General features: G+C 37.9%; 22 protein-coding genes and 1 riboswitch. Of the genes, 4 read left to right on the top strand and 18 right to left on the bottom strand.

Features of this window, described 5'->3' with window-relative positions:
* Positions 1-115: 115 nt before the first annotated feature.
* The gene (locus NQZ71_RS09130; protein ID WP_127737594.1) at positions 116-700 is read right to left on the bottom strand and encodes a genetic competence negative regulator; all 585 of its coding nucleotides are present in this window, start codon (positions 698-700) and stop codon (positions 116-118) included.
* An 82-nt stretch (positions 701-782) separates the two neighbouring features.
* Positions 783-1,583, bottom strand: a complete 801-nt coding sequence (locus NQZ71_RS09125; protein ID WP_260054811.1) for a metallophosphoesterase — start codon at positions 1,581-1,583, stop codon at positions 783-785.
* Between the two features lie 142 nt (positions 1,584-1,725).
* Between NQZ71_RS09125 and NQZ71_RS09120 the strand changes: the two genes are divergently transcribed.
* The 3 genes from NQZ71_RS09120 to NQZ71_RS09110 are packed head-to-tail and all read left to right on the top strand — an operon-like array spanning position 1,726 to position 2,804.
* Positions 1,726-1,950: a spore coat associated protein CotJA gene (locus NQZ71_RS09120; RefSeq protein ID WP_144452795.1), complete on the top strand. Its 225-nt coding sequence runs from the start codon at positions 1,726-1,728 to the stop codon at positions 1,948-1,950.
* Complete coding sequence (locus NQZ71_RS09115; RefSeq protein WP_275005776.1) at positions 1,950-2,210, top strand: spore coat protein CotJB; 261 nt, start codon at positions 1,950-1,952, stop codon at positions 2,208-2,210. Before NQZ71_RS09120 ends, NQZ71_RS09115 begins: the two co-directional genes overlap by 1 nt.
* A gap of 24 nt (positions 2,211-2,234) precedes the next feature.
* On the top strand, positions 2,235-2,804 hold the full coding sequence (locus NQZ71_RS09110) for a manganese catalase family protein (RefSeq protein ID WP_144452791.1): 570 nt from the start codon (positions 2,235-2,237) through the stop codon (positions 2,802-2,804).
* Positions 2,805-2,842: 38 nt separating this feature from the next.
* Here NQZ71_RS09110 and NQZ71_RS09105 read toward each other — a convergent pair whose 3' ends face one another.
* From NQZ71_RS09105 to NQZ71_RS09085, 5 genes are read right to left on the bottom strand one after another with little or no spacing between them, the layout of a single operon-like run.
* Positions 2,843-3,301, bottom strand: a complete 459-nt coding sequence (locus NQZ71_RS09105) for a YpbF family protein (protein WP_275005779.1) — start codon at positions 3,299-3,301, stop codon at positions 2,843-2,845.
* Between the two features lie 54 nt (positions 3,302-3,355).
* Positions 3,356-4,198: a LysM peptidoglycan-binding domain-containing protein gene (locus tag NQZ71_RS09100; RefSeq protein WP_275005782.1), complete on the bottom strand. Its 843-nt coding sequence runs from the start codon at positions 4,196-4,198 to the stop codon at positions 3,356-3,358.
* Between the two features lie 43 nt (positions 4,199-4,241).
* On the bottom strand, positions 4,242-4,817 hold the full coding sequence (locus NQZ71_RS09095; protein WP_275005784.1) for a CPBP family intramembrane glutamic endopeptidase: 576 nt from the start codon (positions 4,815-4,817) through the stop codon (positions 4,242-4,244).
* Positions 4,810-6,321, bottom strand: coding sequence for a RecQ family ATP-dependent DNA helicase (locus tag NQZ71_RS09090; protein WP_275005786.1), 1,512 nt, complete (start codon positions 6,319-6,321; stop codon positions 4,810-4,812). The genes NQZ71_RS09095 and NQZ71_RS09090 overlap by 8 nt, the downstream gene beginning before the upstream one ends.
* Positions 6,318-7,373 (bottom strand): YpbB family protein, encoded by a 1,056-nt coding sequence (locus tag NQZ71_RS09085; RefSeq protein ID WP_317011691.1) that lies wholly within the window; start codon positions 7,371-7,373, stop codon positions 6,318-6,320. The genes NQZ71_RS09090 and NQZ71_RS09085 overlap by 4 nt, the downstream gene beginning before the upstream one ends.
* 282 nt (positions 7,374-7,655) lie before the next feature.
* Between NQZ71_RS09085 and NQZ71_RS09080 the strand changes: the two genes are divergently transcribed.
* Entirely contained in the window at positions 7,656-7,904 is a 249-nt protein-coding gene (locus NQZ71_RS09080) for a ferredoxin (RefSeq protein WP_127737585.1), read from the top strand.
* Between the two features lie 43 nt (positions 7,905-7,947).
* On the opposite strand, the gene NQZ71_RS09075 is transcribed toward NQZ71_RS09080, so the two are convergent.
* The 11 genes from NQZ71_RS09075 to NQZ71_RS09025 form a co-directional block, all read right to left on the bottom strand.
* Positions 7,948-8,538, bottom strand: a complete 591-nt coding sequence (locus tag NQZ71_RS09075) for an ECF transporter S component (RefSeq protein ID WP_144452780.1) — start codon at positions 8,536-8,538, stop codon at positions 7,948-7,950.
* Positions 8,539-8,703: 165 nt separating this feature from the next.
* Positions 8,704-8,836, bottom strand: a riboswitch (FMN riboswitch).
* A 152-nt stretch (positions 8,837-8,988) separates the two neighbouring features.
* The gene (locus tag NQZ71_RS09070) at positions 8,989-9,882 is read right to left on the bottom strand and encodes a M23 family metallopeptidase (protein ID WP_275005792.1); all 894 of its coding nucleotides are present in this window, start codon (positions 9,880-9,882) and stop codon (positions 8,989-8,991) included.
* 329 nt (positions 9,883-10,211) lie between these two features.
* Positions 10,212-11,408: a hypothetical protein gene (locus NQZ71_RS09065; RefSeq protein WP_260054805.1), complete on the bottom strand. Its 1,197-nt coding sequence runs from the start codon at positions 11,406-11,408 to the stop codon at positions 10,212-10,214.
* The gene (gene sigX / locus NQZ71_RS09060) at positions 11,383-11,931 is read right to left on the bottom strand and encodes an RNA polymerase sigma factor SigX (protein WP_127737581.1); all 549 of its coding nucleotides are present in this window, start codon (positions 11,929-11,931) and stop codon (positions 11,383-11,385) included. The genes NQZ71_RS09065 and sigX overlap by 26 nt, the downstream gene beginning before the upstream one ends.
* Positions 11,932-12,137: 206 nt before the next feature.
* Positions 12,138-13,904, bottom strand: a complete 1,767-nt coding sequence (locus tag NQZ71_RS09055; RefSeq protein WP_144452775.1) for an ATP-binding protein — start codon at positions 13,902-13,904, stop codon at positions 12,138-12,140.
* Complete coding sequence (locus NQZ71_RS09050) at positions 13,901-14,617, bottom strand: response regulator transcription factor (protein WP_144452773.1); 717 nt, start codon at positions 14,615-14,617, stop codon at positions 13,901-13,903. The genes NQZ71_RS09055 and NQZ71_RS09050 overlap by 4 nt, the downstream gene beginning before the upstream one ends.
* A gap of 230 nt (positions 14,618-14,847) precedes the next feature.
* Entirely contained in the window at positions 14,848-15,573 is a 726-nt protein-coding gene (rluB, locus tag NQZ71_RS09045; RefSeq protein ID WP_275005799.1) for a 23S rRNA pseudouridine(2605) synthase RluB, read from the bottom strand.
* Positions 15,574-15,744: 171 nt separating this feature from the next.
* The gene (locus NQZ71_RS09040; protein ID WP_127737919.1) at positions 15,745-16,278 is read right to left on the bottom strand and encodes a spore maturation protein; all 534 of its coding nucleotides are present in this window, start codon (positions 16,276-16,278) and stop codon (positions 15,745-15,747) included.
* Positions 16,279-16,285: 7 nt separating this feature from the next.
* On the bottom strand, positions 16,286-16,873 hold the full coding sequence (locus NQZ71_RS09035; RefSeq protein WP_144452770.1) for a nucleoside recognition domain-containing protein: 588 nt from the start codon (positions 16,871-16,873) through the stop codon (positions 16,286-16,288).
* Complete coding sequence (locus NQZ71_RS09030; protein WP_317011689.1) at positions 16,866-18,008, bottom strand: D-alanyl-D-alanine carboxypeptidase family protein; 1,143 nt, start codon at positions 18,006-18,008, stop codon at positions 16,866-16,868. Before NQZ71_RS09030 ends, NQZ71_RS09035 begins: the two co-directional genes overlap by 8 nt.
* 153 nt (positions 18,009-18,161) lie before the next feature.
* The gene (locus NQZ71_RS09025) at positions 18,162-19,055 is read right to left on the bottom strand and encodes a superoxide dismutase (RefSeq protein WP_260054802.1); all 894 of its coding nucleotides are present in this window, start codon (positions 19,053-19,055) and stop codon (positions 18,162-18,164) included.
* Between the last annotated feature and the right edge of the window lie 32 nt (positions 19,056-19,087).

The following is a 19,087-nucleotide window of genomic DNA, read 5'->3' as shown; positions in this document are numbered from 1 at the left end:
TTGAGCATTTTCGTTCTTTTTCTATAAAAAAAACTCTTCCAAGGCGAAAAGCGGCCAAGAAAGAGTAAAAAAAGAAATTTTAAGAATATATAAATTTCTCTACTAACGATATAATTCATTTGAAATATTGATTCAACATTTCAATCGCATCGTTTTTTAATATAGTACGTCCATATTCTTCTATAATATAGATGCTTTTAATGCTTGCTTCACCAAATTCACCGAGGATTGCTGCTGCTTGTGCTTCCTTTGCTGCTGCAATGTCAGGAAAATAAAGATAGTATTTATTTTCGATACTAAACAATGTCCCCCCAGAGAAACAGGCGTTTTGCAGAACCTTTGCTGCTTGAATGGCATTTTCCAGCTCGGTAAACTCATATAATATGTCAACAGTCTCTTCAACAGTAACCTGCATTTCCAAAAAACCTTCTGCCAGTAGCTCCTCGTCTTGGGACTCTTCCTCGTTCATTGTTAAGATCATAACCATTCCTTGTGCCTTCATGGAAAAAATCTCGACTGCGACAGAACCATGTATTTCAAGGTCAAACATATCATTGGCTTCTTCGAGCATTTCATGAAAAAAATATTGCCATTTTATCGAGTCTTTCCATATATCATCTTTCGTCAGTCCACGTTCATACAGATCATCAAATGTCAGGTAGATCTTAATTCTGTTATGATTCAATCGTTCTAAGCGCATGACAATGCCTCCTGCTCTATCTGAAAAAACTCTTACTGTAACGTATGAAAAAAGCAGGAAAACGGTGATTTGTCTGCATCATTTAGATTCGTTTATCTTTTGTATGCTGAATTTTAATGATGTGGGTTTCTGGCTTCGCACCAAGTCTTAATGGTATCGAAGTAGTTCCATACCCATTGCTGACAAGGATAGTCGTATTTCCAATTACTTTAGTAGCACCAATTTCATATGGTCCAAAGCCAAAAATTCGTATTTGACCCCCATGTGTATGACCGCTAAGCACCAATGTTACTCGGTGGTCATCATTCAGGTCTTCCATCACTTTCGGATTATGGCTAATTAAAATCTTAAATTCTGATTTTTTTATACCTTGAAGGGCTGAGTCAAGGTCATCTAATTCTAAGGAACGATCCTCTGTCCCTGCTAAATGCCATTTTTCCCCTTTATTAGATGAAAAAGAAACAGATCTATTATCAAGGACTGTTACATCCTCACTTCTAAACAGCTCCTTTAATTCGTCTACATCTGCTTCGTAATCATTATTTCCCCACACAAAATAAAGGGGACCTATTTCCTTCAGCTTACGAAGATTTTTGCGGACAGTATCAAAGCTCACCCCTTTTTCCAGCAAATCTCCGCCAATAATAACAAACTTTGCAATCCCCTTAGCCTCTTCTACAATGGACGAAGAAACTTCTCTTCTATGTATATCCGAAATAAAAAATAACGAAATTTCCTTGAAAGACCTTGGAAAATTAGGAAAGTAAAACATTTCGTATTTAATGTGATCCTCCAATGCATTCTTATGCATCTTAATTACTAATGCAATTCCTGCAAGGATTATCAGGATGACTGCCACTATAACATTAATAATTGCCAGCATCCAATCCCCCCTTTACACTTTTTCATCTTATCCTTTTGTTATTGTATAATGCACATCTTCTTTTTACCAACAAATCGAAAGCATGATTTAGCATTTTCTTCATATTATTTTAAAGATAATAAAAAAGGAGGGCTTTTTTGTCATGAGTCAATTTTACAAAAAACACCACCCCTATATAAGCCCAAATGATCCTTGCCCGCCAATAAAAACAAAAGAATATTCCACACCGCCCAATTTATATATGGGCTTTCAACCACCACATCTGCCACAATTTTCACCGATGGAAGCATTGAGAGCAGGAACATTATGGAAGGCATTTTATGATCCTTATTACGGTCCACTTGAAAAAAAAGCAGGTGACACTTAATGAAACAGCTGCCGAAAGAATACTACCAGCTGCTCGAACAGCTTCAAGCTGTCGATTTCGTATTGGTAGAATTAACACTTTACCTAGACACACATCCTAACGATCAAGATGCCATTAATCAGTTCAACCACTATGCAAAGGAAAGAGAAAAATTCAAAAAATTATACGAAGGCAATTATGGGCCTCTGCTCCAGTTTGGAAACAGCTTTTCTAACACCCCTTGGGATTGGGACGAGGGACCGTGGCCTTGGCAAGTATAATATGACTTAGGGGGCGCTTAATTTATGTGGCTATACGAAAAAAAACTGCAGTATCCTGTTAAGGTAAGCACCTGTAATCCAATGCTTGCAAAATTTTTAATTGAACAATACGGGGGAGCAGATGGAGAGCTAGCGGCAGCACTTCGCTATTTGAATCAGCGGTACACAATACCTGATAAAGTAATTGGTCTTTTAACAGACATTGGTACAGAGGAGTTTGCCCATTTGGAAATGATTGCAACAATGATTTATAAGCTCACAAAAGATGCTACTACAGACCAATTAAAAGCAGCAGGACTTGACGGTCATTATATTTCTCATGAAAAGGCGTTATTTTACCATGATGCTTCAGGCAATCCTTGGACTGCTACATATATACAAGCAAAAGGTGATCCGATTGCCGATTTATATGAGGATATTGCAGCAGAAGAAAAGGCTCGTGCAACGTATCAATGGATTATTAATATGAGCGATGATCCAGATTTAAATGACAGCCTCCGCTTTTTGCGGGAGCGGGAAATTATTCATTCACAGCGCTTTAGAGAAGCTGTTGAAATTATTAAGGATGACAGGGACAGAAAAAAGGTTTTTTGAATGCGTAAAAAGAGACTAATGCTTGTTTAGTCTCTTTTTTATTTCGTTTCATGAAAAAGGTTTATATCATATTCTTTTTTCATCATATAAAAAACATGATGGCGACTTTTCCATTCCTCTTCCTTCTTCCAGAGGTCTTTCGCTTTATCAATAATTTCACAGCGCAATTCGTTATATTCCTTCTCTGCCTTGTCCTTTTTTTGTTTAAGAACATTCATAAAGCCAAACGATCCGACAATTAAACAAAGCGCATATAGATTGAATGTTTTCGCAATAAATATCGAAAACATTATCGCAAAGGAATGAGAAAACGGGACGGCAATATGCTTATAAAGCCAGTATGCATAAAAAAATCCTACTATTATCGTCAGCCACATAACAAACAAATGTCTTGTTTTGAGCATATCAAATTTCCTTTTTTTCTCCACAAGCTTTTGCAGCATTTCTCTTGTTGTTTCATCCGTATTGCTGTCAAGCTTCATAATAGATACTTCCATGTTACAAGCCTCCTTCCCTTAAACTATATGAAGGGAAAGGACTAGTTAGAAGCATTATTGCTGAGGAATTTTCAACACCTGTCCTACCATAACATTATCACTTGCTAATTGGTTTGCCTGTTTAATGATATCGACCCCTGACTTAGAATTATAATAATTCATCGCAATCCGGTATAATGTTTCATTCGAAGCAACTGTATGGTATATATACGTTGTCTCAGCTTCAGCTTGTGCTTTTTTCTCGGCCTCTTCTGCTGCCTTTCTCTCAGCTTCAGCTTGTGCCTTTTGCTTGGCTTCTTCTGCTGCTTTTCTCTCAGCCTCTGCTTGTGCTTTTTTCTCGGCTTCTTCCGCTGCCTTCTTCTCAGCTTCTGCTTTAGCCTTTTGCTCTGCTTCTGCTTTAGCCTTTTGCTCTGCTTCCTTCTCTGCTTCTGCTTTTGCTTTTTGCTCTGCTTCCTTCTCAGCTTTTTGCTCTTTGTCAGTCGACTGTTGATCCTCTGTATCAGCCGCTTGCTTTGAGCTTTTTTCATCAGCGTCATCTATTTTATCTTTATCTTCGTCTGTCGCTGATTTTTTTTCCTTTTGTTCGACACCTATTTGCTCAAACTGTGTCGATGAGCCGCTAACAGGAACAGTTGTATCCCCAGCATGACGAGTCATTATTTCATGAATTCCGAGTAAAATAACCGGAAGGGCAATAAACGAAAAAGCTAGAACAGTGATAGCTGTTGACTTTTGATTTTTCTTTTTCTTTTTTTTCTTTTTATGATGTAACGACCTGCGAGGCGGCAGTTCTTCTTTTTCTTTGTTTTCGCTTGGAATTACCTCTTGTTTCTCTACTCGAGTTATCCGCTGTTTTTGCCGATCTGCCTGCACTCTATAAGGATCTTCTCTTGTCATGAACATCCCTTCTTTCTAAACATATTTCTTTTTATATAAGAATCTACTCAAAAACCTTGTATCTGATCAGCAGGCCAAGGGAAAAATCAATCGTAAAATGCATAATAATCGTTGCTAAAAGACTTCCTGTCCATAAATATACACAACCGATAATTAAACTTATAAAAATAATGTTTATAAAAAGAAACCAATTAAATAAATAACGATAGTGAACAACTGCAAATATTATACTTGCTGCTAATAATCCGAGATTGGTTTGGATAACGCCTCGAAATAAAATTTCCTCACTTACACTAACAACCGCCGCAATTACGGCGATATGCACAGGGTGTCTTTGACGAAATATCCGTTTATTTAACCCACCATCATCATGATATTTACCAGGAATATACTTCATAAATATCATATCCATGAGAACGACTGCCGCACCTACACTAAGTCCTGCTAATACATATGTCCATTTGAACAATAGTAAGGAACCAAAATCTTCCATATGAAATACAAATATGCCTAATCCTACTGAAAGGATAATTAAAATAATTTGAGTAATATATAAGTGCTTAACAAGCTCTTTGTCTGTCAACTGATTCAATACATTAAAGTATTTTTCCTTATTCATAAGCAGGTCCACTTTTCATATTTAAGATAAAGGCAAGCTGCTTTTTCCAGCTGTCCACCTCATCGATTCTTTCATTGTTTGTTTTTTCCTTTGAATAGAAGCTAGCTATACTGAATCCGCAATTGTCACAGCATACAGGGTTCATTCTAATTTCAGCCTCCTCGAAATACCCTGTAAAAAAGGTGCGTCGGCATGACTTTAAATGGACCCATGATAACATATGTTGAATACTTTGTTTTTTTATCGCAAGCCTGCTTGCACAATAATGGGCAAAATCTTCAAGCTTATCGACAATCTCCTTGACCAATTTCCCTTCTAGCTGGACATTCGCCGCAAGTATTCTCCATTGTGTTTCTGAAAATTGCCCCAACATCAAGGTTAGTTCTTTTTTGGACCATTCATCGTATGTGGAGTATTGCAGAAGAGACCTTTTAAATTGCTCTAACTGCAGGTCATTTGGCAGCTCTGTTTCAATAAGCTGGTATGCAAGCATTTCATCACCAGGCACGTATAAAAGAATGGAGATGCTTTCCTTCCGATCCCTTCCAGCTCTGCCAATCTCCTGCAAAAACGATTCGACCTGTGTCGGAAAATGATAATGGATGACAAAGCGGATATTGTCCTTATTTATCCCCATACCGAAGGCGCTTGTTGCACAAACAATATCAAGCTGACCATTTAAAAACTGCTGCTGAATCAGTATTCTGTCTTCTTGTGACATACCGCCATGATAGGCGTTAATTCGCTTGCCACTTTTCCGCTTCAATTCTGCAGCCATTTGCTCTGCCAGCTTTTTACTTGAAAAATAAATAATGCCCGGACCTTGCAAATCGTCTGTTAGTTCCTCAAGCCTTTTCTTTTTCTCTAATCCTCCAGCAAGCATTTCCGCTTTTAAGGCGATATTGGGCCTATCAACACTGTAAATTACTTCCTTCACATCTACTAATGATAAGCTTGTCTTAATATCATCCCTAATACTGGGAGTTGCAGTTGCCGTTAGTGCCAATGTTAATGGATTACCCAATTGATTACGCACATTACCTAAGTTTTGATATTCAGGCCTAAAATCATATCCCCACTGTGAAATACAATGTGCTTCATCTATAACAAATAAGCCTATTTCCAGTTTTTTCAATATATTCAATATAAATTCAGAACTAATCATTTCTGGGGAAATAAAAACAAATTTATATTGGCGTATTTGCTTAAATACTTCATTTCGCTCTTGCCATGTCAGAAAGGAATTAATAGCAACAACGCTTTTTTCTCCGTTCATTTTCATTTGCTCTACTTGATCCTGCATCAATGAAAGTAAAGGAGAAATAACGATGACAGTTCCCTTCAGTAATTTTCCTGGCAACTGATAAACCAATGATTTACCAGTACCTGTCGGAAGCATTGCTAATGTATGCTTATTTTCTAAAAGGGCGGTTATCGCTTCCTTTTGTCCTGGCCTAAAGGAAGTTAAAGAAAAAAATTCATATAGCTTACTTTCTAAATTCACTTCATGCCACCTCCTAATTTAGCAAGGACAATCCTTATTTCAAAATATGTCGCATCTGGAAGCTGTTGTTTAATTTGTTTTAAAGACTTAGATGCAATGTCTCTCGCAATTTTTGTAATTTCTTCGACTTTGCTTTTACTTACATACTCCCATATGGAAAAATCAGGAATATTCAAAACAAGTTCTGCGATATGATCTTCTATCGTACTCATTTTCAAACGGCGAATGTTACTGATTTCCTCAAGACTATAGCCTTTAAGAATCAATTTATAGGTGGCTTTTGTTGAATTTGTCAGGATAAAATCTGAAACATCATCTAGTATCATTTTTCGCAAAATTGGAAACTTGTCTTCTTGAGCTAAAATCTTTTGGAGCATAAAATGCAGCAATGATAAAAAACACATATCATAATAGCTTAAGTCTATCCCAAAATCTGCTGCGGCTTGTTCTGGCGTCAGCCCAATATGGTCTGCTCCTGTCAGCCTGCATATAAGATATTCGGGATAAATGTCCTCATCTTCCAAGCATGCTGCCAATTCTTGAAAAAGATGTTCATTCAGCTTTTTCCTTTCAGTAGAAAAATCCTGCAATGTTTGCTTCATCCAAGCTTGCACAGCAATATTTCGTTGAACTGGCATATACCGATTATTGCCTTTTGCTAAATGAGACGCAACTTGGATAGAGAGCGAAAGCCGCTCCCAGAATCCAACAGTGATTCGATGATATTTCCAGCCATTTAAATGGGCGGGAATAGGGTATTCTATAAGTAATTCCTTTAAAGATTCCTCTTTTTTAGGATGGATAACAAAGCTTTGCGCTGACTCACCAGCATGTATCCATGCTTTTTTATTCAAAGAGAGGATAATGCTGTCGAAATTTGCTCTGGACAAATTCGGAAATGTTTGAAATATGGCTTTTAGCTTAAATATATGTATATCCTGAATTGTTTGGGCTGATTTTTTGCCGTTTAGGATGTGAAGAACAGAATAGATGGTTCTCTCTCCCTTTATTCTTTGTAAACAATATAACACGATTACCTCGATAAAGGTCATATACGTAAACTCCTTTTAAAAATAAATCGATGGTCCATGTCGAATTATGTACTTTCTTGCTTTTATTTTACCATGAAAACAACACTGAGAGGTAAACTTGGAAACAATATGCAGGAGGTTCCCTGAGGATTTGTATAAATACAATACTTTATTCCTTTATATTGGTCTTTTTTATTGAAAAGTTATACATTCAGTTTTACAATAAGGAATGGATAGTAAAGATGTAGCGTTTTTTATAAATGCATATTACTTAACAAAGAATACTGGAGGTTTTTACGACTCATGGCAAAATATACGATTGTTGATAAAGATACATGCATTGCTTGTGGTGCATGTGGAGCTGCAGCTCCTGATATCTATGATTATGATGATGAAGGTTTGGCATTCGTGATGCTTGATGATAACGAAGGTACAGTAGAGGTTCCTGAAGTGTTACTTGACGATATGCTTGATGCATTTGAAGGCTGCCCTACAGATTCCATTAAAGTAGCTGACGAACCGTTCGAAGGCGACGCATTAAAATACGAATAAAAAAAAGCAAAAAGAGATTTTTTCTCTTTTTGCTTTTTTTTATTTATGCAACTCTTCGGTATTGTGCCTGTTTGGTGATCCACACTTTCATTTTCGCATATATGATCATAAATAACCCTGATACAATAATGCCTTTTACCAAGTTAAATGGCAAAATAAGTGAGATTATATATCCGCGCATTTCAGCAGAGGACATTGGGTCAATTGCCATTAGCTTCATATAAACAGGAAGCAGTACAAAATAATTGAATACACTCAGCGCAACACTCATTACAAGTATGCTTGAGATTAATCCCACAACCATGCCCTGTTTTGATTTGAATTTATTATAAATAAAGTATGCAGGAAGGATAAAGGCAGTACCAGCAATAAAATTCGCTATATGGCCTACAGGAATCCCTGTTTCACTGCTCATTACAAAATAATCTAGAATGTTTTTAATTAATTCCACTAATATCCCAGCAACCGGACCGAGAATCAATGCCGTAATCAATGCCGGTAAATCACTGAAATCCAGTTTTAAAAAGGTCGGAAATACCGGTAGCGGGAATTGGACAAGCATAAGCACAAATGAAAGGCTGCTCATCATCCCAATTAATACAAACTTTCTTACATTCATCTTTTTTCTATTCATTTCTACTCTCTCCCTTTAGGATCCATCAGCCTAAGAAGAGAGATTCAGCAATTTTGTTAATCCATGCCAAATAAAAACCTCAAGCAATCTAAGCTTGAGGGAGCATTTAAAGGCACACTTAACAAACGTTCTAACTATTGATTTTCGAACGATTGATTGCAGAACCTCCATCTTCTCCCATCCAGACTTTACTGTCGGTTTTGGATTTTCACCAAATCAGCCTAACGAATAAGCTCGCGGACTTAGAACTATGTTCCTCACCGCCGGTCGGGAATTTCACCCTGCCCCGAAGATAGATCAATATTTTTTTACTTCTTCATTATACATAAGAAATACTACTTTGAAAAGAACAATGCTTACAACATATTGCTATAAGTTTACAAAGACAAAAAAACAAGCTTAACATACAGAGTTAATCGATTAATATATGCAAAAATTTTATGTATATACTTACTCATAGTAGGTAGTAAAAGGTGCACCAATATTCCTTTCCTGTCCCTGCTGCTCCTCATTGAACTGCTGAATACTTATGCTTTTAGGAGCTTGAAGCGCAGGAAGCTCTCCAAGAATTTTGCTTATTTCATTTTCTTTTATGTAGTATATTGCTTTTTTATATGGAACTTGCCCCAACTCTGGATCATATTCAACCGGTTCTTCTACAGTAATTTCCAGTGTTTCTGGTTTTGCCTTTTCGATTTCTGTGGCCTTTTCTTTTTCTTCCGCTTCGTTTTTCTTCTCATTTTCTGCTTTTGTCGTCATTTCCTTTTCCGCTTGTTTTCTTTTGGCTTCAGCAGCTTCCTGCCTTGCTGGTTTTGCTGCGGCCTCGACTGTCTGTCCTACTTCGGCATCTCCTAATGCAAGTATTGGATTAATGGCATTCTCCTTTGTTACCGTCCATTCTTTCTCATGTATTTCAAAGTGCAAATGGACTCCAGATGACCTTCCTGTATTGCCCATTTTTCCGATTATATCTCCCATTTCTACTTTTTGTTTTTCCACAACTAGTCGTTCATTTAAATGAGCGTACACTGTTTCTAACCCATTTTCATGCTTTATGAAAATCACATTTCCATAGCTTTGGGAATAATAGGATTTTACAACTAACCCTTTGTCTACAGCATAAACAGCAGCTCCTAAGTCTCCTGCAATGTCAATTCCTTTATGATCGCCATTTCTCGTATTAAAGGTATCTGAGATCATCCCTTCACTTGGCCAAGTCCATCCTTTTGTACGTTCAGACAGTGAAGGTGATTGTGCCTCTGAAACTTTGCCGCCTAAAAATAACAAGCTGACAAACAGAAGCATTATTGCAGCTATGAGCAGCCGTCTGATAAAGTCTCCCATCGTATCCTCCTTTTCCCGTAAACCGGGTCAATGCCAAACTTTTCGTCTATGCATTTTAGTTGATTTAAGAAGATTTGCTTACCTAATTTACTATTAAATTCGAAAGTTTCTCTTTCACCATATGAGTACATGTTTAGTCTTAGAACTGACATAGTCATCCTGCTCGGAAAGTAGCAACCATTTACATACGAGTATTTTCCTACTTTCTATTAGGCAAGAATCAAATGTTAGTATGGATTAAGTTCTCTAAAACCATGCACTTTTTTTCGCTTGGTTAACAGCTGTACAAAAAAAGCCCCAGCAATTTTGCCAGAGCTTTAATTAATTATTTATTCAGCTATTTCCCTTTTATTTGCCGCGACAGGGACGTTAATATCTTCATCCATTGTGAATTTTCCTATTTGCTCAAGCTTGGCATTTTCAAATTTAACCGTTTTAAATTCAAAATCCTTCGCTGTAAGCAAAATCGTTTCAATTGCCCTTACTGTATGTTTATCTTCGGCAAGGCTGCTGTCATTTGAAAAATGTAGCACTAATTCATTTTCATCTGTATTCTTAATAATTTTATCAAAGGAGATATTTTCTGGAATAGACGCTGACAGCCCATATTCTGGGATATCCTTGCTCATATTACTAATCGCCGTCTCAATATCATGATATGGCGCTTCCCATGGAACATAAAGGGCAGTTTCATTATCTTTTGAATCAGATAAGAGGAAATAACCTCTGTTTTCAAGTGGATGATAATCCATTACGTTTAATTCACGGTTGCCAACAACTACTCCGTTTTGTCCATTTTGTTTGAACTCCATTTTTTTTGCACCGATAGATTCTAGCTGCTGATACACAATAGAGTTCAGGAAGTTATCGGAACCGAAAGAACCAAGTGAGGTTAAATCATCCGAGAAGTCAATAATGACGGTTTTATTTTCTGTGTCATACTCGACCTTTCCGTTGAAAGGATAATAATTTTCAAGTCCCCAAGTATCTTCATTAATGACATCCATGTACTTTTTGTATAAGTCAAATTTCGAAAGGTTTTCAGGATTATCCACTAATATGCTGACAGGTACTGCTACCTGGACATTTTTATCCGGGATTGGGTATGTGAGCAGCTCCTTGTTCCCAACATCCTCCTGATAGACAGCTTCCGTTATTAAAGGGTTACTCGTCTGCTGTTTTTGTATTTCATCAGCCTGCCCTTTCATCTGATAAGACGATGAGTTTTCTAAATTATCTCTGTCTTCGCTAATCGCTATATATTCACTTTTTTCCATTTTAGAAGAATCACTTAAAGAATAATTGCTGTTATTTGGACGAAAAAAGCTTTCACCTATAACGATGCAAAGCAGAAGGGCAAACACGGTGGCCACCGCCGGCATTAGCCAAGGACGGCGGGGCCTGTATTTTGTTTTGCCTGCCTCTATTCTTTGATATATGACTTTTGGATCTCGTTCATCCTTAATAGAGGGAAATTGTCCTAAGAGGCTTTTCAGCTGCTCATCGCTCCAATTGTTTTTTTTCATTGTATTCCTCCTCTCTGCTCCATTCCTCCATATGCTTCTTCAATGCTTTCAGAGCACGATGCTGGGTTGTTTTCACCTTGCTCTCTGTCCAGCCGAGAGTTTCTGCTGTTTCAATGATGGAACGCTCTTGGATATAGCGAAGAATAATGACCATTTTTTGGTCAAGTGTACATACTTTCAACACTTTATATAGGTGTTGGACTTCTTCAGACAGTATTGCCAATTCCTCTGGCAACGAATCATCGGCTTTGATTTGCTGCTTTGACCAATCAAACTTCTCCATAATTCTGTCTTTCCAGTTTTTATGCTTGCGGAAATGGTCAATAGCTACATTTCGCGCAATACTAAAAAGCCACGTCTTTTCTGCACTTTTCCCTTCAAAACGATCATAGGATTTTAATACCCGGATATAAACTTCCTGCATCAAATCCTCTGCTGTTTCTTTATGGCTGACCATATAAAATAAAAATTGAAAAACGTCATGATGATATTTTTTATATAGTTCATCAAAAACGGAGTCCATCAGTTTCTCCTCCCCGTTTATAAAATTAGTCGTAATTAATTTTCTAATCGTTACGGTTTTTTTTATATTTATATTATTTTTTATGTATTTCCCCGTTGTTTTTAGGAATTTCCTCAAAACAAAAAGGAAGGAATCCATCCTTCCTTATGTTCTATTATGTTAAATTGTTTCTTGTGAATCAAGAAGAATCGGCAACATCTCTAAATTTATTCAACATTTCGTGGCAAAAAGATAAAAAATGTCGTTCCTTGCCCATATTTGCTCGTCACAGAAATATGGCCATTATGTGCCTCAATAATATTTTTGGCAATAGCTAAACCTAACCCAGTGCCTGAGCTGCCTCTCGTCCTTGCCTTATCTGCTTTATAAAACCGTTCGAATATATAAGGCAGATCCTCTTCTTTAATGCCTACACCACTATCTTGTATATCTAAATAAATCCCGACATCGTCCGACTTTGCTTTTAATGTAACTGTTCCGTTTTCTTGCGTATGTCTGATGCAATTATCAAGAATATTTGTGACAACCTGCTCCATTTTATCAACATCCATCGTAAATGGCTTCATACCCTCTTGAATATCCATCGTCATGTCGATATTTTTTTCTTTTGCAACTGCATTAAATTTCCTGGAAACTCGATGGAAGAAGGAGGTCATTTCAACTGATTCAAGCATCAGCTCAAGATGCCCTGCCTCCATCCTCGCCAAATCAAGCAGCTCATTGACAAGGCGGCCCATTCTTAGTGATTCATCATAAATAATCTGGGCCATTTCTTGTTTTTCTTCCTCCGACTGAGCAATATTATCTACAATTGCCTCACTATAGCCCTGAAGCATGCTGATAGGTGTTCGCAATTCATGGGACACATTTGCGATAAAATCATTTCTCAGCTTGTCCAGCTTCCTCTCCTCTGTCATATCCCTTATAACAGCAATCGCCCCTCTTATTTGGTCTTGATTATAAAGAGGACTTACAATGATAACCCATGATTTATGAGAAAGCTTCATTTCAGCAATTTGCTCTTCTCCTGTCCCGATGGCCATCTGAAAAAGCTCCTTTACCTCATCTGGAACTTGCTCTTGTAATGGCTCACTGCTTCCTTGTTCATAATGCCAATATTGAAGAAACCTTTCAGCAGGAGGATTTGTTATTAGCAGGCTGCCATTTTTATTAAAGGTCAGCACACCATCTGCCATGCCACTTAATATATTGCCAAGCTGTTCCTTTTCCTGGCTTAATGCATTCACATTGAAATTAAGCCGTTTTGCCATTTGGTTAAAGGCAATGGACAGTTCCCCAATTTCATCCTGAGACCATATCGGAACAGTTGTTTCAAAATTTCCCCTTGCAAGCTCCATCGCAGCCTCTCTCATTTTGCGGAGAGGGGCCGTAATCCTTGTAAGTAAAAAGAACGCAAAAATGGTTGTAAGAATGATGGCAACAACTGCTGCTAACACGATAAATTTTGTTGTCGAGTTTTTTGTATCATTAAGGACAGACAAATTTTGAAAAACATAGACAGCGCCAACAGGTTTATTATCCTTTAAAATTGGGACGGCGCTGATGGTAACCTCGATTTCATCATTCGTCCGGCTATCCTTTAGTTTAATCGTCTTAATAGTCTGTTTGTTTGTCGTAATAGCAGTCTTTAAATCCTGGCGAGCTAGTGCAGACTCTAGTGTCTCCTTGCTATACTCACTATCAGGAGAAATGGCGGTGTTACTTTCTGTCACAATGGCAGCTGCAGCAGATTCATCCAAAAGCTCCCAAACGATATCCATCCCGATATCGGGATGCTGTTCGAGAATGCTTGACGCTTTAACTGCATTGCTGGTAAGCTCTTTTTTCGATAATTCCATATGATATTGCTCAAAATATTCTAGGAGCATAACAGTAAGTATGATTAATACAACAGTAATCAGCAGTAAAAAAGTAAACCAAAGCTTAAATACAACACTTCTCCAAAACATCATCCATTGCTAACCTCAAACTTGTAACCTACACCCCAAACTGTAACAATCATCCGGGCAGCATCCTCTGATACTTTATTAAGCTTTTCTCTTAAACGCTTAACATGGGTGTCAACTGTTCGCAAATCACCGAAAAAGTCATAATGCCATACTTCCTTCAAAAGCAGCTCCCTGTCATAAACTTTATCCGGAGACCTTGCAAGAAAATACAATAGCTCATACTCTTTCGGGGTCAAGCTGACCTCCCTGCCATTTGCCAATACACGGTGGGCATCATTGTCAATAGTTAATGCCGGAAATACTATCATGTCTTTTGCTACCGGTTCACTTTGGACAAAAACTGCTGGAGATGATCTTCTTAAAAGAGCCTTCACCCTCAAAATAACTTCCCTTGGGCTAAAGGGTTTAACGATATAATCATCTGTACCTGCTTCAAAGCCTTGGACTCTATTAATTTCTTCCCCTTTAGCTGTAAGCATTATGACAGGTGTCGCTTTTTTCTCACGCAGTTCCTTACAAACCTCCATCCCATCCTTACCGGGCATCATCAAATCGAGTAAAATAATATCATAATCAACAGAAAGAGCTTTTTTTAATGCAGTTTCGCCGTCAGCTGCTTCCTCTACAATAAAATCCTCCCTTTCGAGATACATTTTCAAAAGCCTTCTAATTCTCTCCTCATCGTCTACAACAAGAATTTTTATTTCCTTCTCCATTTGAACATCCTCCTAACAACACTTCTATCCTATTTAATGGAAGCATGCAGCATCATATGTACATGTTCCTGTTATGCGCAAGTCTGTTTTCAAAATAAACAAAATCCCAAAGACGGTTATGTATCAATGGGATTTAGGAACAAAAACTATATAGTCATTATATCATTTTAATGTTGCAGATATTGTAATCATCCACATTGTTCTGTGAACGTTTTATGAAATTTTATTTGTTATCTCTTTTTATTAGCTTCTGTGCGAAGCAGCTTTACTTCATGTGCCGTCAGTTCTCGAGCATCCCCTGGAGTTAAGCCGTTCAAATTCAAGAATGAGTATCTTTCCCTTTTCAGTTTTAAGACAGGTGTTCCAATTGCTTCAAACATCCGACGTACTTGGCGGTTTCTGCCTTCGTGAATCTTCAGCTCAACAATAGATGTTCCTTTTTTCTTATCTACTGATAATACTTTTGCTTTTGCAGGTGCCGTTTTACCGTCTTCTAGCATCACACCTTTTTCCAATAGCTTAATTTTTTCTCGCATTGGAATGCCTTTGATTTTCGCCACATACACCTTTTCTACTTCGCCTTTAGGGTGCATCATTGTGTTGGCAAATTCGCCGTCATTTGTCAGCAAAATAATACCGGATGTGTCATAATCAAGACGGCCAATTGGATATATCCTTGCCGGTATTTCAGAAAAGTAGTCTGTTACAACCTTTCTGCCTTTATCATCATTCACACTCGAAATAACACCGCGCGGCTTGTACAGTATAAAGTAAACAGGCTCTTCCCTTTCAATAGGAACCCCGTTCACTTCGATCTTATCATTTGAACCAACCTTCACGCCTAATTCCTTGACAACTTTTCCATTTACAGTAACTCTTCCATTTTGTATTAATTCTTCTGCTTTTCTTCGTGATGCTATCCCAGCATGAGCAATTACCTTTTGCAGTCTTTCCATCTATGTTTCACCTCATTAAATTCATCAAACAGGACAATAACGTTATATTTTTCTGTTATCTTATGAATTATGACATAAGTTTGCCCATTTTCAAAGGAAAGTTCTATAAAAACCAGGAAGAATATCATCATTTTGCCGAAAATAAAAAAAAACTCCGAGAAAATCGGAGAATTATCTTCCAAACATTAATGTCACTACGACGACTGCTGCAACAAATCCAACAAGGTCTGCAAGTAAGCCTACTTTAAGTGCATCGCCCATTTTTTTTATGCCAACAGCGCCAAAGTAAACGGTCAGTACATAAAAGGTTGTATCTGTACTTCCTTGGATAGTCGCTGCCAATCTGCCAATATAAGAATCAGCACCATATGTGGCTATTAAGTCGCTTGTCATCCCTAAAGCTGCATTTCCAGAAATAGGACGAATAAAGGCTAGAGGGGCGACCTCTGATGGTACTCCAAAAAAATCTAAGGCAGGCTTTAAAAAGCCCATAAAAAACTCCAATGCTCCTGACGCCCGAAATACAGAAATGGCCACAAGCATCCCTACTAAAAAGGGAATAATAGAAAAAGCCATTGAAATTCCCTCTTTACCACCTTCTACAAAGCTTTCATATGTCGGAACACGCTTGTACGTCCCATAAAGGAGAATAAAGCAAATTAAAGAAGGAATCATCCAAACGGATAAAAGTGAAATAATTTGCATCATGAAATCATCCCCTTTTCATTCTTCGATAGTAAAAATAACGATCGATTAATATACCGCTTATTGCTGAAAAGATGGTTGCAATTAATGTTGGCCCGACAATATCTGTTGGAGAAGCTGCATCATAATTAATGCGAATCGCAATAACAGTCGTCGGAATTAAGGTAATGCTGGAAGTATTCAACGCCAAAAAAGTAATCATGCTGTTGCTTGCATTATTTTTGCCGCCATTTAACTTTTTCAGTTCTTCCATCGCCTTAATTCCTAAAGGGGTAGCCGCATTGCCTAAGCCAAAAATATTAGCGATCATATTGGACAGGATATACCCCATTGCAGGATGATCCTTCGGTATCTCGGGGAATAGCTTTGTCACAAAAGGACGGAACAAATTGGTAAGCTTCTTTAACAGACCAGCCTGTTCGGCAATCTTCATCATGCCAAGCCAAAAAACAAGGACACTTATCAATCCGATACAAATAGTGACCGCTTCTTTCGCACCAGAAAACACCGCTTTATTCACTTCGTCAATTGTGCCATTAAAAATTGCAAACACAATTCCAATCACAGTAAGCAGCACCCAGATGATATTAACCATCCTTCTCTACTCCCATAACTGCTAGAAACATACTTTTAAAATGATCAAAAAAGCTATTTTTTTTCACTTTGGCATGTTCATAATAAATAGCAGTACTATCAACTAGCTTGCCATCTAAATAAATTTCCGCATTCCCAACAATATCAGGTACATTTTGCTCCTGCTTTTTCCAATCACCTTTAACCTTTGACAGCTTGTATTTAACTTCGAGCCCCTCTTCTTCTTTAGCAGTGATTGGATATGCTATATCCTCTTTAACATAAAGCTTGTTCTTATAAAAGGAGTCTTTCGTTTTCACCTTGCCCTTTTCTAACACTAATGCCATTTTATAATTCTTAAATGCTGATTCATACATATTGATATGGTCATCCCAGTCATCAGGATCATTTAAGGTAACGGCAATCAGCTCTACCCCATCCTTTTCAGCTGTTGATACGAGCGTTCTTTTCGCTAATTTTGTGAAGCCTGTTTTCCCTCCGGTTGTGTACTCATAAAGACCTGTAAGCAGCTTGTTTTTATTTTTCCAAACACGGTCCCAGTCCCCATCAGGATTTTCTGAACGGTATTTTTCCGTTCCCGCTATTTTTTTGTACATGTCATTTTCCATTGCATACCTTGTTAACAATGCCATGTCATATGCTGTGGAATAATGGTTTTCATGATCATCCAATCCATGCGGGTTTTCGAAGTTTGTATCCTTCATGCCAATTTCTTCTGCTTTTTGCTTCATTAAATAAACGAATCCATCTAAACTTCCGCCCACATATTCGGCGATTGCTGTTGCTGCATCATTTCCAGAGCGCAGCATTAACCCATATACCAAATCTTCAAGCGGAATTTTATCGCCCGCCTTTAAATAAATGGAAGAGCCTTCCGTTCTGACCGCATTCTCACTTATTGTCACCATATCATTCATTTTTCCCGACTCAATGGCAAGAATGGCTGTCATGATTTTGGTTATGCTGGCAATTCTTCTTTGAGTGTGCGCATCCTTTTCGTAAATAACTCGTCCTGATTCCTGCTCCATCAAGATGGCACTGTTAGCACTGACATAGATTTTTGCACTTGCGTTTTGCGGAAGCGTCAGCAATAGCAATACAGCGATGCAAGATAGGATTAGATTCTTTGATTTCATATAACACTACCTCGTCTCCTTATATGGTTTGTACATACTTATGCAGGACAAGCGGGCTTATGACAAAATGAATAAACTTTAACAGTATGACATGCAGTCTGCTTCAAAAAAAAAGCAGGCAAACACTAGGTGTTCACCTGCTTATGGCTAAAATTAGTACGGTCGCCATTTTAAATCACTTGCTTTAAGGAATCTTTCCTCTACATCCTTCCAATTGACGATTTTCCACCAATTACTGATATAATCTGCACGATTATTTTTATACTGCAAATAATACGCATGCTCCCATACATCAAGGGCAAGCAAGGGAATCGTATCCCATTGTGTCAGCAGCATATGCCTTTCAGATTGAAGTATTTCCAAATGACGCGCACGCGGTGACCACACTAAAATCGCCCAGCCAACACCTTCAACTGCTTTTGCAGCTTCCGTAAAATGCTGCTTGAAAGCATCATAGCTGCCAAAATAGTCTTTAATCGCTTCAAGCAGCATTCCCTTTGGCTCTCCGCCCCCATTCGGACTCATATTATTCCAAAATATTGTATGCAAATAATGTCCAGATCCGTGGAAAGCAAGCTCTCTGGACCAATGCTTCACAAGCTCAAACTTCCGGTCTTTCCTTGCTTGGACGAGCATATTTTCCGCTTTATTCAACCCATCCACATAGGATTGGTGATGTTTTGTATGATGAAGCCTCATAATCTCCTCGTCTATGTAAGGCTCTAGCGCATTATAAGCATATGGGAGAGAAGGCAATCTGTGACCGCCTGCAGGTACAGTCGGCTCATTGACAAATATTGTCCCTAATTGCTGTCTTTGTTTAAAGTAGCCTTCCATTTCATCCTGCAGCTCTTCTGCTTTATGCTGGATTTTGATCAATTCTTCTGTATCTATCGGCTTGCGCTGGACTGTTTCCATTAAGGATGTAAACTTATCAAGGCTTTTCCAAATTTCATCACTTCTTTGGATATTCTCTGTTTCTAAAAAGTCCTTCAATTCCTTATTCCAGACTAACACATCTTTTACATATTCATTGTAGCTGCTCATTGGTTAAAAAAACCCCTTTTCACTCTATAGTC

The sequence above is a fragment of the Niallia taxi genome, from assembly GCF_032818155.1.
GTDB classification, from domain to species: Bacteria; Bacillota; Bacilli; order Bacillales; family Cytobacillaceae; genus Niallia; species Niallia taxi_A.
This window is presented reverse-complemented; position numbering and strand designations above follow the sequence as displayed.

What these genes read in the sequence shown, in the direction of transcription:
- NQZ71_RS09130 (WP_127737594.1), bottom strand. Translation starts at nt 700, where the DNA reads ATGCGCTTAGAACGATTGAATCATAACAGAATTAAGATCTACCTGACA.
- NQZ71_RS09125 (WP_260054811.1), bottom strand. Translation starts at nt 1,583, where the DNA reads ATGCTGGCAATTATTAATGTTATAGTGGCAGTCATCCTGATAATCCTT.
- NQZ71_RS09120 (WP_144452795.1), top strand. Translation starts at nt 1,726, where the DNA reads ATGAGTCAATTTTACAAAAAACACCACCCCTATATAAGCCCAAATGAT.
- NQZ71_RS09115 (WP_275005776.1), top strand. Translation starts at nt 1,950, where the DNA reads ATGAAACAGCTGCCGAAAGAATACTACCAGCTGCTCGAACAGCTTCAA.
- NQZ71_RS09110 (WP_144452791.1), top strand. Translation starts at nt 2,235, where the DNA reads ATGTGGCTATACGAAAAAAAACTGCAGTATCCTGTTAAGGTAAGCACC.
- NQZ71_RS09105 (WP_275005779.1), bottom strand. Translation starts at nt 3,301, where the DNA reads ATGGAAGTATCTATTATGAAGCTTGACAGCAATACGGATGAAACAACA.
- NQZ71_RS09100 (WP_275005782.1), bottom strand. Translation starts at nt 4,198, where the DNA reads ATGACAAGAGAAGATCCTTATAGAGTGCAGGCAGATCGGCAAAAACAG.
- NQZ71_RS09095 (WP_275005784.1), bottom strand. Translation starts at nt 4,817, where the DNA reads ATGAATAAGGAAAAATACTTTAATGTATTGAATCAGTTGACAGACAAA.
- NQZ71_RS09085 (WP_317011691.1), bottom strand. Translation starts at nt 7,373, where the DNA reads ATGACCTTTATCGAGGTAATCGTGTTATATTGTTTACAAAGAATAAAG.
- NQZ71_RS09080 (WP_127737585.1), top strand. Translation starts at nt 7,656, where the DNA reads ATGGCAAAATATACGATTGTTGATAAAGATACATGCATTGCTTGTGGT.
- NQZ71_RS09075 (WP_144452780.1), bottom strand. Translation starts at nt 8,538, where the DNA reads ATGAATAGAAAAAAGATGAATGTAAGAAAGTTTGTATTAATTGGGATG.
- NQZ71_RS09070 (WP_275005792.1), bottom strand. Translation starts at nt 9,882, where the DNA reads ATGGGAGACTTTATCAGACGGCTGCTCATAGCTGCAATAATGCTTCTG.
- NQZ71_RS09065 (WP_260054805.1), bottom strand. Translation starts at nt 11,408, where the DNA reads ATGAAAAAAAACAATTGGAGCGATGAGCAGCTGAAAAGCCTCTTAGGA.
- sigX (WP_127737581.1), bottom strand. Translation starts at nt 11,931, where the DNA reads ATGGACTCCGTTTTTGATGAACTATATAAAAAATATCATCATGACGTT.
- NQZ71_RS09055 (WP_144452775.1), bottom strand. Translation starts at nt 13,904, where the DNA reads ATGATGTTTTGGAGAAGTGTTGTATTTAAGCTTTGGTTTACTTTTTTA.
- NQZ71_RS09050 (WP_144452773.1), bottom strand. Translation starts at nt 14,617, where the DNA reads ATGGAGAAGGAAATAAAAATTCTTGTTGTAGACGATGAGGAGAGAATT.
- rluB (WP_275005799.1), bottom strand. Translation starts at nt 15,573, where the DNA reads ATGGAAAGACTGCAAAAGGTAATTGCTCATGCTGGGATAGCATCACGA.
- NQZ71_RS09040 (WP_127737919.1), bottom strand. Translation starts at nt 16,278, where the DNA reads ATGCAAATTATTTCACTTTTATCCGTTTGGATGATTCCTTCTTTAATT.
- NQZ71_RS09035 (WP_144452770.1), bottom strand. Translation starts at nt 16,873, where the DNA reads ATGGTTAATATCATCTGGGTGCTGCTTACTGTGATTGGAATTGTGTTT.
- NQZ71_RS09030 (WP_317011689.1), bottom strand. Translation starts at nt 18,008, where the DNA reads ATGAAATCAAAGAATCTAATCCTATCTTGCATCGCTGTATTGCTATTG.
- NQZ71_RS09025 (WP_260054802.1), bottom strand. Translation starts at nt 19,055, where the DNA reads ATGAGCAGCTACAATGAATATGTAAAAGATGTGTTAGTCTGGAATAAG.